The organism is Embleya sp. AB8 (genome assembly GCF_049739465.1).
Lineage (GTDB): Bacteria > Actinomycetota > Actinomycetes > Streptomycetales > Streptomycetaceae > Embleya.
In genome coordinates, this window is record NZ_JBMHHY010000040.1 from 67,281 (window position 1) to 79,581 (window position 12,301).

The window sequence follows — 12,301 nt, forward strand, 5'->3', positions numbered from 1 at the left end:
GTACCGGAACTCGATCAGGGGCGCGAATCCCCGGGTCGCGATACGGCCAGGTCTTCGCCGACCCGACCCGGGGCTTCAAGGTCCTGCGCAAGGAGGTCAGGCTGCTCGACCCGATGACCGACGAGGAGATCGCCCACGCCGAACAGACCGCCACCACCCCGGTCGCCCGTCTCGCGGTCGTCCTGGCCGCCGCCCACGCCGCCCGCGAGGAAGCGATGCGCGGGCTGCTGCTCGAACACCTGGACTTTGCCGCCGGAACCGTCACCCTCGACGGCCACCCTCAGCGCATGGGGACCCTTACCCGCACCGCTATGCGGGCCTGGCTCGCCGAGCGGAAGGCCCGCCGGCCGCACACGCTCAACCGCCACGTGCTGGTCTCCCAGCAGACCGCCGGCACCACACGCCCGGTCAGCAACTACTTCCTCAAACGGCAGCTCACCCTCCACGGGGTCAGCCTCGCCCGCATCCGCGCTGACAGAGTGCTGGGCGAGGCCCTCGCCACTGGTGCGGACCCCCTCCACCTGACCGTGCTCTTCGACCTCTCCCCGGCCACCGCCGTCAAGTACGCCGAGCTCGCCCGCCGACTCCTCCACGGCTCCTTCGACCAGCAACCGAACCCAGGGCATTAGCCCTGATTCCAAGCCAGATGTCGTGCGCAGAGTTGTGTGTCAGTACAGACGTCCCCGGCGCGGGATTGCGTCGGCGCCGAGTACGGGCGGATCGCGAAGGCGGAACTCTTGCTGCGGGTCGCCGACCCGGTCAGGCCGCCGGGTTCTATGAGGATGAGGACGGAGCGCAGGTCACACGCAGACGAAACCTCAGTTGATCTTGAGCAATTCCACATCGAAGATCAGCGTCGCGTTGGGCGGGACGGCACCACCCGCGCCCCGCGCCCCGTAGCCGTAATCGGGCGAGATGGTCAGCTTTGACCGCTCACCCAGCTGCATTTGGGCCACTCCCACGTCCCAGCCCCTGATCACTTCCCCCTGTCCCAGCGTGAACACGAACGGCGAATTCCTGTCGCGGGAAGAGTCGAACTTCGCGCCGTTCGTCAAAGTGCCGGTGTAGTGCACCGTGACCTTGTCCCCCGACTTGGGGCACACTCCATCCCCGGGCTGCATGATCTCGATCTGGACGCCCATGAAAACCTGCCTTCACTCGATGATCTAAAATCTTCGCTGATGCTAGGGCCTCTCGCGTGGCGGTCGAGGCGGGAACGCCTTGACTCTCAGAAATGACCATCTCTGCGAGTTCGCACCGCACCCCGAAGCCAGTCCGCCGGGTCTCCGTCGACGGCGGCATCGCCCCCGCCCCCGCCAGCTGGCAGCAGGCCCTCGAAGAGCTCGCACTCAATACTCCCCGAGCCGCCTGTACCTACTGACACGGACTCTGCGCCTCCGCTGTCATAACCCTGCGCATCCCACTGACATCAACCCTGCGCACGACACTTCGACCAGCAACCGAACCCAGGGCACCAGCCCTGATTCCAAGCCAGCAACCTTCTTGAGTTCCCGCTGAAGCATCCTCAGCGATTCTGAACTCAAGAAGGTTGGATGATCAAGGTATCCGGATGATCACACAGCATGGGGCCGGATCCGGACAACTTTCAAGCCCACCAGGGCCATTCCCGCACCGTCCGGGATGCCTAAGCCCTCACTCCTGCGGGTGAATCCTCCCAGCCACTTCACGCGACACAAGGTCCATGCGCAGACCGACAACCCGCGCTGCCCCACCTCTCAGATATGGGACACGACCTGCACGGGACACAGTCAGTGCGGAGACAAGACGGGTCCGGGCCGGAACAGGGAGATGTCGGCGATGACGTCCCGGACTCCGCGCGGTTGCAGGCGACCCAGCAGGTCTTGTCGGCCGGGGCTCTCGAGTTGGAACATGCCGATGGTGTCGGATGCCTGGATCATCCGGAACGCGAAGAAGTCGTCCAGGGGCACCCGGGAGCCGTCGTCGAGGTCGACGTGTTCGCCGGTGGCGCGTTCGATCTCGGCGACGGCGTGCGCCATCGCGGACTGCATCCGTACCCCCAGCACGTCGAGCTTGATCAGGCCGAGGGCTGCGGCGTCCTCCTTCGCGGCCTGGACCATCGGGGAGCCGCCGCCGGGGGGTGGGCTGTACCGGCAGTCGGTCCGACAGCGTGCCGTCGGTGATGATCACTCCGCACGGGTGCATCGCCATCCCGCGCGGCAATGCGTCCAATCGCTCGGCGAGTTCGAACAGCGGCCCGAACCGTGCCGCCTCCGCCGCGAGCGGGCGCAGCTCCGGCAGGTCGGCGAGCGCCGCGGTGATCTCGCCGGTCCGGATGTGGGGGAACGACTTCGCGATCCGGTCGACGTCCGGCGCGGCCAGGCCCAGCGCGAGGCCGACGTCGCGCAGCGCGTGCCGGGCCCGGTAGGTCTCCGGCATCGACGTCACCGCCACCCGCTCGCTCCCGAACCGCTCGAAGATCCTGCGGTAGACGTCCGATCGCCGGGCGGACTCCACGTCGATGTCGATGTCCGGCAGCGAGGAACGCCGCTCGGACATGAACCGCTCGAACAGCAGATCGTGGTCCAGCGGGTTCGCGGTGGCGATGTCCAGCGCGTGGCACACCATCGACCCCGCCCCCGACCCCCGGGCCGCCACCCGGATCCCCATCTCCCGAACATCCGCCACCACCAGCCCGACCGTGAGGAAGTAGGTGTCGAACCCCAGCCGCGCGATCACCTCCGACTCCCGCGCGAGACGCCTCTGCGCGGCCTCGTCGCGGTCGAGGCCGCGCCGGGCCATCCCGGCCTCGCACCGCTCGCGCAGCACCCGCGCCGCCGTGGCGGCCTCGGCGCCGACGAGGGCGGGTTCGGGGAAGTGCGCGGTGCCCAGGCCCAGGTCCCGCACCGGGTCCAGGCGGCACTCGTCGGCCGTGCGGGCGGTGTTCGCGAGCAGTTCCCGGGCGCGGTCGGGGCCGGCTCCCGAGGCGTCCGCGATTCGTGCCGCGATCGCCGCCATCGCCCCGGGGTCCTTCAACCACCGCTCGTCCGGGTCGAGGTACGCCGGGTGGCGGAAGCGGATCGGGCGCAACAGCCGGGCCGCGTCCAGCACGTCCGCGACCTTGTGCTGGTCGGGGTCGGCGTAGCGCACCGCGTTGGTCAGGACCGCCGGCACACCGGTCGCGTCCGCGAGCTGCACGGTACGCGCGGCCAGACGCGGCGAACCCGGCCCGGTCCCGGACAACCCGTAATGGAGGCACTCCAGATGAAGGGTTCCACGAGATTCTCCATACGGGGGAGCGGGCAGAGGAGTGGCGGCGGCCCGGCTCCGGAAAACCGGGCCGGGTCGTGCTCGTCGCGATCCTCACCCCGGTGGCCGTACCGGGCTTCGGCCCACCGATGCCGTGGGCGTGCCACCACCCTGTGCCCCGCACAGGTGCCGACGGCGTCACAGACACCGCATCGACATCGTACCGACGAGGGACCCGCCCGGGCGCCCGGTCCTGTAGTCGCGAGCAGCGCCTCACCGTCGTCCACGGTGCACTACGCGTACGACACCGCGCTTCAACACCCGGGTGCCGTCCAGCGGTGCACCGGGAACTACACCGACGCCATCCAGCTCTCTCGGAACGGGTGGGCCATCCACCGTGACATCGGCGACCGGCGCGGCGAAGCGAACAACCTCAACGAACCGGCAAACAGCCTGACGCTTGTCGAAGCCCACGACCAGGCAGTCGACCTCCTGGCCGAAGCCCACCGCATCCAGGAGAACATCGCAGATCGATACGTCGAGGCAACCACCCCGCAACAGCTGGGCACAATCCGTCGGCTGACCGGAAACCCCCCCGGGGGGCGAAAGACGCCCTGACGCAGGCACTGTCCATACTTCCGAGGGCTCCGCCGGAGCTTCCCCGTTGCCGCTCGTGTCGGCCGCATCGCGACCCCCCCGACCCGTCGGTCACGGCACGATCTCTCCACGCCCGCATGCGACTTCGGCGAGTGCCCCGCCCGGGAATGGGCGAGTCCCCTCGCCGTGGGCGGGTGTTTCGCACGACGATGGGCCTCGACGATCGGGGGCGTGGTGTCGGTACCGGGTACGGGTGCGGGTCGGGTTGTGGCGGGTCGGTACGAGTTGGTGGTGTTGCTCGGGCGTGGGGGCATGGGCCAGGTGTGGGCGGCCCGGGATCTGACGCTGCGGCGCGAGGTGGCGGTGAAGGTGTTGCCCGAGCCCGAGGATCCGGACGACACGGCGGCGGCCGAGCTGGCGGCGGCGAGGTTCGCTCGCGAGGCGACGGCGGCGGCGTTCAACCATCCGAACGTGGTGACGGTGCACGATTTCGGGGTCGAGCCGGGAGGCCGGCCGTATCTGGTCATGGAACGGTTGCACGGACACGACCTGGCGGCGGTCCTGCGAACGCGATTGCCCACCCTCGCCGAGGTCGTGGAGTGGACGAGTCGGGTGTGCGCCGCGTTGGAGGCCGCGCACGCCGACGGGATGGTCCACCGGACCTCAAGCCCGCGAATCTGTTCCTGACCGACGACGGCCGGATCAAGGTGCTCGACTTCGGGGTCGCCCGTCACCTCGCCGCCGTCGGCGCCCTCACCGGTACCGGCGACGGGCAGGTCGGCACGCTCGCGTACCTCCCCCCGGAACGGTGGCGCGGCCACACCGGCGACCGGCGCGCCGACCTGTACTCGCTGGGCTGCGTCCTGTACGCGCTCCTGACCGGCGGACCGCCGTTCGGGACCCGTCTGGAGCAGGTCGCCATGATGTATGCCCACCTCGACCGCGTCCCCATCGCCCCCTCACGCCACCGCCCCGACGTCCCCGCCCACCTGGACCGCCTCGTCCTGGACCTCCTGGCCAAAGACCCCGACCACAGACCCGCCCACGCCGGCGCCGTACGAACCCGACTCACGTCCCCACACCGACCCGCCGCAACCACCGTGCTCCGAACACCCGCGACGGCGACCACACCACCGGACCCCGCAACGGAAACCACGCCCCTCGCCGACGAGTCGGCCCTGCGCCCCGCCCCCGCCCCCGCAGCCGGAGGCGAGGACGCGGCCCGGAGCCTCGCCGCACCGCCCGAGAAGACCGGGCGGCAAGCAGAGGCCGAACAGATATACCGCCACGCCCTCCACGCCGGCGACCCGGACGGAAACGCCGCCCACGACCTCGGCCGGCTCCTCGAAAGGACGGGGCGGAAGGCCGAGGCCGAACGGATGTATCGCCGCGCTCTGGAGGCCGGCCATCCTCGGGCGGTGCGCAATCTCGGCCTGCTGCTGGAGGCATCCGACCGGAGCGGCGAAGCCGAACGGATGTACCGCCGCGCCCTCGAGCGGGCGACCCGGAAGGGTACGCCGCCCACGGTCTCGGCGTGCTGCTCGACGAGGCGGGGAACACCGCCGAGGCCCGGGAGATGTACCGCCGAGCTCTCGACGCCGACCACCCGTGGGCCGCAGCGAACCTCGGCCTCCTGCTCCAGGAGACGGGCAACACCATCGAGGCCGAGCGCGTATATCGCCGCGCGCTCGAGGCCGGTGACCCGGACGGGTACGCCGCCAACAACCTCGGCCTCCTGCTCCAGGAAGCCGGAAACGCCACCGAAGCCGAGGAAATGTATCGTCGCGCGCTCGAAGCCGGTGACCCGGACGGATACGCCGCCGACAACCTCGGCCTCCTGCTGGAGGACTCGGGGCGCGAGGCGGAAGCGGAACGGATGTATCGCCGGGCAATCGACGCGAACAACCCGCGTGCGGTGGACGACCTCGTCAGCCTGCTCGAGCGCATCGGGCGGGCGGGGGAAGCCGGGACCATCCGCCGGCTGTGACGAGGAACAGAATCGGTTCTGACGCATAGTCGTCGGGGCCGTAGCGGACCCCGAACGGCCCGCCCTCGCCCCACGCGTCATAGCAGCCACGAGTTTTCCACAAATCCGCAGACCAGGACGCGCCGGGACCGCTCGAACGCCCGGGTGACACCGTGCTCGAAATCCGTCCGCGAGCGCGGGAGGCGGATCCCCGGCCACAGCTGCGCCCACAACGCGGTGCGCAGCTTCGGCATCGTCGGCCGGGACCCAAACGTCAACCACACCGCGTTCCGCCCGCGTTCGCCCTCCAATGCCGCCGCCACCGCGGTGGTCTTGCCCACCTGCCAGCGGCCAAGCGACCGAACAGCGCCACTCTCGGCAGGAGTCCGTGTCACCGCAGCGCTTCGTCGGCCGGACGGCCGCGCGGTGCAGGACGCCGGCGACGACCTGGACCCGTCCGAGACCGAGTTCGCCCGCCGATGGTTCGATGTATTCGACCTGCCCGTGGGGGTCACCGCCGAGACGTCCGCACGTCCTGGCGACCGGGGAAGGGGCGGCAGTCGGGCGGGGCCCGACAAGATCACCGACAGCATCGACAATCCGAGCCGGAACCCGGGTCCTGACGTCGGTTGTTCACGGGTTCGACCGAACGCCGGGGCAGATACGGCGGCTCGCCTGTTGTCGTCCCGGTCCGTCAGCCGCCGTGGGTGCGGGGCGTCGGGGGTGTGCCGCGGGCGGGCCACACGTGTCGGAGGTGGCCGGTGAGCGTGTCGACGACGGCGTCGCGGCCGTCGCGGCAGGGGAGGGTGAAGTCGACGTCGGCATGGCCGTTCTCGACTCCGTCCTCGGTGTTGAAGGCGATGCTTGTGACGTGTGGGGGGAGCAGTGGGAGGAACCAGGTGGTCAACACCTCGGCGGCGGCGTGCACGTCGCAGATGCCGATGCTCAGGGACGACGGATGCGGGGTGTAGGAGCCTTGGAACAGCCAGGGCCCGATGGGGAACCACAGGTCGAGGAGGGGCTCGCCGCGAAAGCCCTCACCGCGCATCCAATGGGCGTCGGGCCGATGTTCGAGGGAGGCGACGATCTCCTCGACGGTGACGCCCCACGGCTGGTCCGCGGCCGGGGCGAAGTACCAGGGCGTGGCGTAGCCGGCGGGGTCCGTCGTCACGAGGTCGCCCTGCTGGTGTCGGTCGGAGCTTCGAAACCCCTTGGCGGTGCGGTCCCGCGCCGGGCGCCGGCTCCGGGGATACGGCGCCCGGCAGCCGTCATCCCGTGCCGGGGAAACCGATGTGGCGAAGCCGCGGAAGAGGGCGTCGTGGCAGTGGACGTCGGGCGGGATGCCCGCGGTGTCGGGGCCTGGGGCGCGATGCCCGTCGTCGACGGAGCATCCCGCCACCATGAACACGGCGGCCGCCGGCGCGGGCGACCCTACGCGGGTACGTCACGTTCCGACGGTACAACTGTTCTCCACTTTTTCGGTGTCTCATGAGATGTCGAAAGGCCCGCATGCGTGCAATGATCCCGTGCTCGGCGGGTGCGAGCAGGGGATCGGACCGGAACAGTGGCGAGACAGTTCTCAGGTGTTGAGCGAGCCGGAAAGGTTCACCCTTGTGGGCGAGCCAAGGGATGCTCAGCAGGGGCCCATTGTCTCGGGCGGTCGGCCGCCGAGGGCGATCACCGAGCCACCGCGGTCGGTGAGTTCCTCGCGCAGGGCCGTGTTGTCGTGGTGGATCGCGGCGATGACGGTGGCGGCGGCGTCGAGCCGCTGCTGCAGTTCGGTCCGCTCGCGTTTGACTTCGCTCAACACCCGTCGCAGTGACTGTAGTTCGTCGTCGCATCGGGCCTCTCCGGGGGTGCGGGCGCCGGTGGCGGCGGTGCGCTCGTTCCATTCGGCGAGGGCGGCGGTGGCCCGGTTCATCGTGGCCCCGACCTCGCCGACGACGCCCGCGCGTGGCTTGCCACCGGCCCGGGGGCGACGCACGTGGACATCACCGGCGACGGGGAGGCCGGCCGTCGGGTCCACGCCGTCCTGCGCGCGGCCGGCCTCGTGGCCGAGGACGCCGAGCCCGATTTCGTCCCGTTCCCCGACGACCCGGCCGTGGTCACCATGTCGGTGCTCTGCCACTGTGACGGAGCGGCCGGCTGACCGGCGGGCACCCACGCGGACGACGCGAGACCGGGCCCGGGCGGTCGGGCCGCCCGGCCGGGTCTGTGCCGCATGGGTCGTCCGGTCGCGGGCCGTTGGTTTCGTGTCCGGGCCCCGCCGGCAGTATGCGCCTGGTGGATCTCTCCGAGGGTTTGACGGACTGGCTCGACCACGACAGCGCCCTGTTCGCGGTGGGGCGGGCGCTCGGGTTCTTCGGACCGCCGGATGATCCCTCCCACCACCGGTTGATGTTCAGGACGGACAACCCGTTGTGCTCGGCGCTGGTCGACATCTTGCGCCGGCTGGTGGACATCGGGGCGGTGCAGGAGCGGGAAGGCATTGCCGACACTGAGTTCCGCTGGTCGCCGGAAGGCGCGGCGCGCGTCGAGGACCTTGACCGCCTGTGGGAGGACGACAGCCGGACCTGAACGCCGCGGCGACGCGGGGTGGTCGCCCGGCGGTCACCGCGCCGACGCCCGTCCCGGCCGCTGGCGCGACGCGTCGGTGGGGCGCGGTGGCGCAGAGCGCGCCCGCCGACGCCGTCGAGCATGCCGTCGACGGGCGGAGGAGTTCGGGCTTTCCGGAGGATCTCGACGGTCCTCGGGTCCGGTGCGATCGGCCCTTTTGTCCGATGCCCGGGGCGAGTTCCTCGTCCCGGGCGGGGGCCTGTGGCGAGGAGCGGCCCGCGTTCGGCGGCGAACCGCGGGGAGGGGTCGCGAAGGATGGGATGGTCGGTGGTCTCGGCTGCGCCGTGGTCGTGGCTTCCGGCAGCGCGGGCGGACGGTCGGGTGTGGTGCCGATCCACGGATTCAGGTCCAAACCGGAAACCTGGAAGCAACTGCGGGAGCGGATCGAGCAGGACCGGTCGCTGGACTTCGTGCGGGTGCTTCCGGAGATCGACACCGTGGTCGACAGCCTCAAGGAGTACCTGCGCACCGAAGGCGAGCCGTTCGAGAACCTGGTGCTGGTCACGCACAGCATGGGCGGCCCGGTTGCGCAGCGGTATTTGGCGCGGATGCTCGACGAGGGCCACGGCCGGGAACCGGACCGGATCCGACGGGTGGTGATGCTGGCCTGCCCCAACGACGGCTCCGAACTGGCGCGGTCACTGCGCCGGGAAATCTTCGGCCGCGTCGGCAGGAACCCGCAGGAGAGGCAACTCCGGCCGCTGAACCACCAGGTCGCCAAGACCCGCCGGACCATCGTGAACCAGGTGCTGCGCGCATCCGAGGTCATTGAACGGACCTGTCCCATCCCGTTCTCCGTCTACGCCGGCGAAAGCGACGGCGTCGTCCCGGTGGCGTCCGCCAAATCCTTCTTCCCCGACGCCGCCGCCCTGCCCGGCGACCACTTCGGCATCCTCAAGGCCGCCCGCCCAGAGAACCGCACCTTCGTCACCCTGCGCCGTCTCCTGCAGGAGACCGCCCCCGCAAGCGCCACCTCCCCGCCGACGGACACAGGCCCAACCACTTCGCCCCCGACCTCGTCGCCCGATCCCCCGCCACCCGTGGTTCTGCCGCGCGCCCTCGAACTTCGTCGCCCGAAACGACGAACTCGCGACCGACTTGATCACTTCCTCGACCCCGACCACCCGCCGGCCGCCTCAGCCCCGGACACGAGCGTGGTGACCGGGATGCCCGGTGTCGGCAAGACCGCCCTCGTGCAGCGTGCCGGGAACCACGCCGCCGGACAAGGTCGGTTCCCCGGTGGCGTCGTGTGGCGTCAACGACGCGTGCCCCACCCGGCACCGACCGCACGTTGCGGCTCGCGCTCCCGCCCGTGCGAAGCGTCGGGGGCGCGAGCGAGGGCGACTACTTCCGGTGACCGGTGGCGTAGCGGGCAAGCATTGTCTCCACGGCCTCGTCGACGGCATGGTCGGTCTCGTCGGCGGCCGGGTTCCAGTCGGTGAGCAGCATCCGGGGCCACAGGACGAAGTTGGCGATCATGCCGAGGAACTGGTTGGCGGCGCTTTCTGCGTCGGGCACGCGCGCGGTGCCGGCCTCGTGCTCGGCTTGCAGGTAGAGCCGTACGGAGTCGAAATAGGGCAGCTTGCCCAACTGGAACTGCATCCTGCCCAGTTCGGGCAGGCGCGGCAGTTCGGCGATGACGATCCTGAACAGGGCCGTCATCCCGGGCCGGCCGACCAGTTTTGCGTAGCGGCGGCCGATGGCCATCAGGCCCGCACGCAGGTCGCCGGCCGGGGGCGGGATCGGAGCGTGACCGGACCCCTGCTTCCACGACTCGCTCACGATGGCCTCGAACAGGGCCGCCTTCGTGGGGAACTGTTTGAACAGCGTGGACTTCGACACCCCGGCCGCCTCGGCAATCCGGGCCAGTGACGTCCCTGCGTAGCCGTGGTCGAGGAACAGGGCGGTGGCGGACGAGGTGATCGCCTCCCGCTTCTGCTGGGCCAGCCGTCGGTGGTGGTCGGAGAGTCCTTCTGCCATGGAGACAGTATGCCCGCCATTGCGAGGCGAGTCACTTGACTCGCCTCTGGGGACGGACCTACGGTGAAAGAGGCGAGTCGATCGACTCGCCTCCCGCGTCGGGCAGTGAGCCCCGCAGCGTTCCCCCCTTCCCATCCGAGGAGCAGTTCCATGGACAGCAAGAAGATCGCGCTGGTGACCGGTGCCAACCGGGGGCTGGGCCGCAGCACGGCGCTGGCCCTGGCGCAGCGGGGCATCAAGGTCATCGTCACCTACCGGGGTGATGAGGTCGGGGCGCAGGAGACGGTCGAGGCGGTACGGGCGGCCGGGTCCGATGCCCTCGCGCTGCGCCTGGACATCGCCGATGTCGCCTCGTTCCCGCCCTTCGCGGCCGAGCTCGGTGAGCACCTGCAGCTCTGGGACGCCACGCGGCTGGACATCCTGGTCAACAACGCCGGTGTGGGGATCTTCAGCCCCCTGGAGCAGGTCGGTGTCGCGGACTTCGACGCGATGATGGACACCAACGTACGTGGGACGTTCTTCCTCATCCAGGCACTGTTGCCGCTGATGGCCGACCCCGCCGGCGTCATCAACGTCTCCAGCTCCCTGACCCGCCACACCAGCCCGGCCACCGCCGTCTACTCGGCGTCCAAGGCTGCCGTCGAAGTGCTCAGCCGCACCCTGGCCCTGGAACTGGGCCCGCGCGGCATCCGGGTCAACTCCATCGCCCCGGGACCGACCGCCACCGACTTCAACGGCGGTGCCATGCGCGATGACAGCGACATGCGAGCGGGGCTGGCGGCGCAGACCGCCCTGGGCCGCGTCGGCGAGCCCGCCGAGATCGGCGACGCCATCGCCACGCTCGCCTCCGACGGACTGCGCTGGGTCACCGCCCAGCGCATCGAGGTCTCCGGCGGCGCCCTGCTCTAGTACTCCAGCAGCGGTTCGATATATCCGCAGGTCAGTGGCCATTTCGGGCGCGTTTCTTGTCTATCCGGGATGTCTGGGTGGACGCTGAGTATCGGCGGATTCTGCGTTGGTGGTGGCAGCGGCGGGCGACGGCTTGGCGGCGTCTGCGCCAGGTGGACCAGTGGAGGATGTGTCGGGGCAGGCGGTGTGTCGGGGGTGGGTTCAAAGTTGCCAGGAGTCGCCGGATCTCCGCCACGGTGAACGGGACAACATCGGGTTGGATGGGGTCGGCTCCCCCCTTTCCGCCGCGTCGGCCGCGAGGGCGGCGAGGAACGCGTGGGCGAGCATCGACAACGTGACGTGCCGGTACCAGCCCGGGTGGCGGCGGACCTCGTACTCGTCGAGGCCGCACTCGTTCTTCGCGGCCCGGAAAGCCTCCTCGATCGCCCAACGGGTGCCCGCGACGCGAACGAGTTCCACGAGCGGCGTGTCCTCGGGGCCGGCGGCGAGGAAGTACGCGATCTCCGTGGGGTCGGTCAGGCTCCGCCGAGCCAACACCCAACGCCCACGGTCGAGTTCGGCATCGTCGAAGTGGGGGATCACCGGCTGCCTCGCGCACGCCCAGTCGTACATTCGCGGGCCCTTCGCGCCGTCGCCGCACGACAGACGCTCCCACGCCTCGGCGGGCGCGTGGCCGATCAGCGCGTCGATCCGCCACATCCCGGTCGTCGAGGTGACGTTCTGCGATTTCGGCACCGCCACGACGTAACCGACGCGATGCTCCTCACACGAACTGGGGTGCCCTTGATCTTCCGGACAGTCACCCACGTAGGGTTATAGGGAACCGGAAAGAGAAAGCACGTGCCATCCAGATATACACAGCAGTTCAAGGACGAGGCCGTTCGCATGGTGTTGGACGGTCCTCGACCGGTCACCCATGTCGCACGCGAGTTGGGAATCCGCGACACCACGCTCGGGACCTGGGTTGCCCGGTATCGCAGATCGACGGCGGAACCCGAATCGGAG

14 protein-coding genes and 3 pseudogenes are annotated in these 12,301 nt (G+C 70.1%); 10 read left to right on the forward strand and 7 right to left on the reverse strand.

Annotated features, from left to right (window positions below; translation table 11 throughout):
- Positions 1–113 precede the first annotated feature (113 nt).
- Entirely contained in the window at positions 114–629 is a 516-nt protein-coding gene (locus ABIA38_RS40830; protein ID WP_424644055.1) for a hypothetical protein, read from the forward strand.
- A gap of 189 nt (positions 630–818) precedes the next feature.
- Here the strand turns inward: ABIA38_RS40830 and ABIA38_RS40835 are convergent, their stop codons facing one another.
- Complete coding sequence (locus tag ABIA38_RS40835) at positions 819–1,142, reverse strand: FKBP-type peptidyl-prolyl cis-trans isomerase (protein ID WP_424644056.1); 324 nt, start codon at positions 1,140–1,142, stop codon at positions 819–821.
- 92 nt (positions 1,143–1,234) lie between these two features.
- On the opposite strand from ABIA38_RS40835, the gene ABIA38_RS40840 reads away from it, so the two are divergent.
- Complete coding sequence (locus tag ABIA38_RS40840) at positions 1,235–1,381, forward strand: hypothetical protein (protein WP_424644057.1); 147 nt, start codon at positions 1,235–1,237, stop codon at positions 1,379–1,381.
- Between the two features lie 403 nt (positions 1,382–1,784).
- On the opposite strand, the pseudogene ABIA38_RS40845 reads toward ABIA38_RS40840, so the two are convergent.
- A pseudogene (locus ABIA38_RS40845) lies at positions 1,785–3,252 on the reverse strand (DNA polymerase III subunit alpha); the annotation flags it as partial.
- Between the two features lie 264 nt (positions 3,253–3,516).
- On the opposite strand from ABIA38_RS40845, the gene ABIA38_RS40850 reads away from it, so the two are divergent.
- From ABIA38_RS40850 to ABIA38_RS40860, 3 genes and pseudogenes are all read left to right on the forward strand, one after another.
- Positions 3,517–3,846: a hypothetical protein gene (locus tag ABIA38_RS40850; protein ID WP_424644058.1), complete on the forward strand. Its 330-nt coding sequence runs from the start codon at positions 3,517–3,519 to the stop codon at positions 3,844–3,846.
- A gap of 291 nt (positions 3,847–4,137) precedes the next feature.
- A pseudogene (locus ABIA38_RS40855) lies at positions 4,138–5,216 on the forward strand (protein kinase domain-containing protein); the annotation flags it as partial.
- A gap of 143 nt (positions 5,217–5,359) precedes the next feature.
- Positions 5,360–5,812, forward strand: a complete 453-nt coding sequence (locus tag ABIA38_RS40860; RefSeq protein ID WP_424644059.1) for a tetratricopeptide repeat protein — start codon at positions 5,360–5,362, stop codon at positions 5,810–5,812.
- A gap of 77 nt (positions 5,813–5,889) precedes the next feature.
- On the opposite strand, the gene ABIA38_RS40865 is transcribed toward ABIA38_RS40860, so the two are convergent.
- From ABIA38_RS40865 to ABIA38_RS40875, 3 genes are all read right to left on the reverse strand, one after another.
- Positions 5,890–6,132 (reverse strand): hypothetical protein, encoded by a 243-nt coding sequence (locus tag ABIA38_RS40865; protein WP_424644060.1) that lies wholly within the window; start codon positions 6,130–6,132, stop codon positions 5,890–5,892.
- A 353-nt stretch (positions 6,133–6,485) separates the two neighbouring features.
- Positions 6,486–6,962 (reverse strand): hypothetical protein, encoded by a 477-nt coding sequence (locus tag ABIA38_RS40870; RefSeq protein WP_424644061.1) that lies wholly within the window; start codon positions 6,960–6,962, stop codon positions 6,486–6,488.
- Positions 6,963–7,424: 462 nt separating this feature from the next.
- The gene (locus ABIA38_RS40875; RefSeq protein ID WP_424644062.1) at positions 7,425–7,775 is read right to left on the reverse strand and encodes a hypothetical protein; all 351 of its coding nucleotides are present in this window, start codon (positions 7,773–7,775) and stop codon (positions 7,425–7,427) included.
- Between ABIA38_RS40875 and ABIA38_RS40880 the strand changes: the two genes are divergently transcribed.
- The 3 genes from ABIA38_RS40880 (at position 7,776) to ABIA38_RS40890 (ending at position 9,849) form a co-directional block, all read left to right on the forward strand.
- Positions 7,776–7,940 (forward strand): hypothetical protein, encoded by a 165-nt coding sequence (locus ABIA38_RS40880; RefSeq protein WP_424644063.1) that lies wholly within the window; start codon positions 7,776–7,778, stop codon positions 7,938–7,940. It abuts the gene before it with no gap.
- 134 nt (positions 7,941–8,074) lie between these two features.
- A complete protein-coding gene (locus tag ABIA38_RS40885) occupies positions 8,075–8,368 on the forward strand; it encodes a hypothetical protein (protein ID WP_424644064.1) in 294 nt (97 codons plus the stop codon).
- A 299-nt stretch (positions 8,369–8,667) separates the two neighbouring features.
- Positions 8,668–9,849, forward strand: a complete 1,182-nt coding sequence (locus tag ABIA38_RS40890) for an esterase/lipase family protein (RefSeq protein WP_424644065.1) — start codon at positions 8,668–8,670, stop codon at positions 9,847–9,849.
- On the opposite strand, the gene ABIA38_RS40895 is transcribed toward ABIA38_RS40890, so the two are convergent.
- On the reverse strand, positions 9,752–10,387 hold the full coding sequence (locus ABIA38_RS40895) for a TetR/AcrR family transcriptional regulator (RefSeq protein WP_424644066.1): 636 nt from the start codon (positions 10,385–10,387) through the stop codon (positions 9,752–9,754). The genes ABIA38_RS40890 and ABIA38_RS40895 overlap by 98 nt on opposite strands.
- A 150-nt stretch (positions 10,388–10,537) precedes the next feature.
- Here ABIA38_RS40895 and ABIA38_RS40900 point away from each other — a divergent pair, with 150 nt between their 5' ends.
- The gene (locus ABIA38_RS40900) at positions 10,538–11,296 is read left to right on the forward strand and encodes an SDR family NAD(P)-dependent oxidoreductase (protein ID WP_424644067.1); all 759 of its coding nucleotides are present in this window, start codon (positions 10,538–10,540) and stop codon (positions 11,294–11,296) included.
- Positions 11,297–11,500: 204 nt separating this feature from the next.
- Here ABIA38_RS40900 and ABIA38_RS40905 read toward each other — a convergent pair.
- Positions 11,501–12,061 (reverse strand): annotated as a pseudogene (locus ABIA38_RS40905) (IS701 family transposase); the annotation flags it as partial.
- A gap of 75 nt (positions 12,062–12,136) precedes the next feature.
- Between ABIA38_RS40905 and ABIA38_RS40910 the strand changes: the two are divergent.
- Positions 12,137–12,301 (forward strand): transposase (locus ABIA38_RS40910; protein WP_424644071.1); only part of this gene is annotated, 165 nt, incomplete at its 3' end.

Bases quoted from the DNA above. Each gene is read 5' to 3' on its own strand.
- ABIA38_RS40900 (WP_424644067.1), top strand. From the start codon at position 10,538: ATGGACAGCAAGAAGATCGCGCTGGTGACCGGTGCCAACCGGGGGCTG.
- ABIA38_RS40890 (WP_424644065.1), top strand. From the start codon at position 8,668: ATGGTCGGTGGTCTCGGCTGCGCCGTGGTCGTGGCTTCCGGCAGCGCG.
- ABIA38_RS40895 (WP_424644066.1), bottom strand. From the start codon at position 10,387: ATGGCAGAAGGACTCTCCGACCACCACCGACGGCTGGCCCAGCAGAAG.
- ABIA38_RS40840 (WP_424644057.1), top strand. From the start codon at position 1,235: ATGACCATCTCTGCGAGTTCGCACCGCACCCCGAAGCCAGTCCGCCGG.
- ABIA38_RS40830 (WP_424644055.1), top strand. From the start codon at position 114: ATGACCGACGAGGAGATCGCCCACGCCGAACAGACCGCCACCACCCCG.
- ABIA38_RS40835 (WP_424644056.1), bottom strand. From the start codon at position 1,142: ATGGGCGTCCAGATCGAGATCATGCAGCCCGGGGATGGAGTGTGCCCC.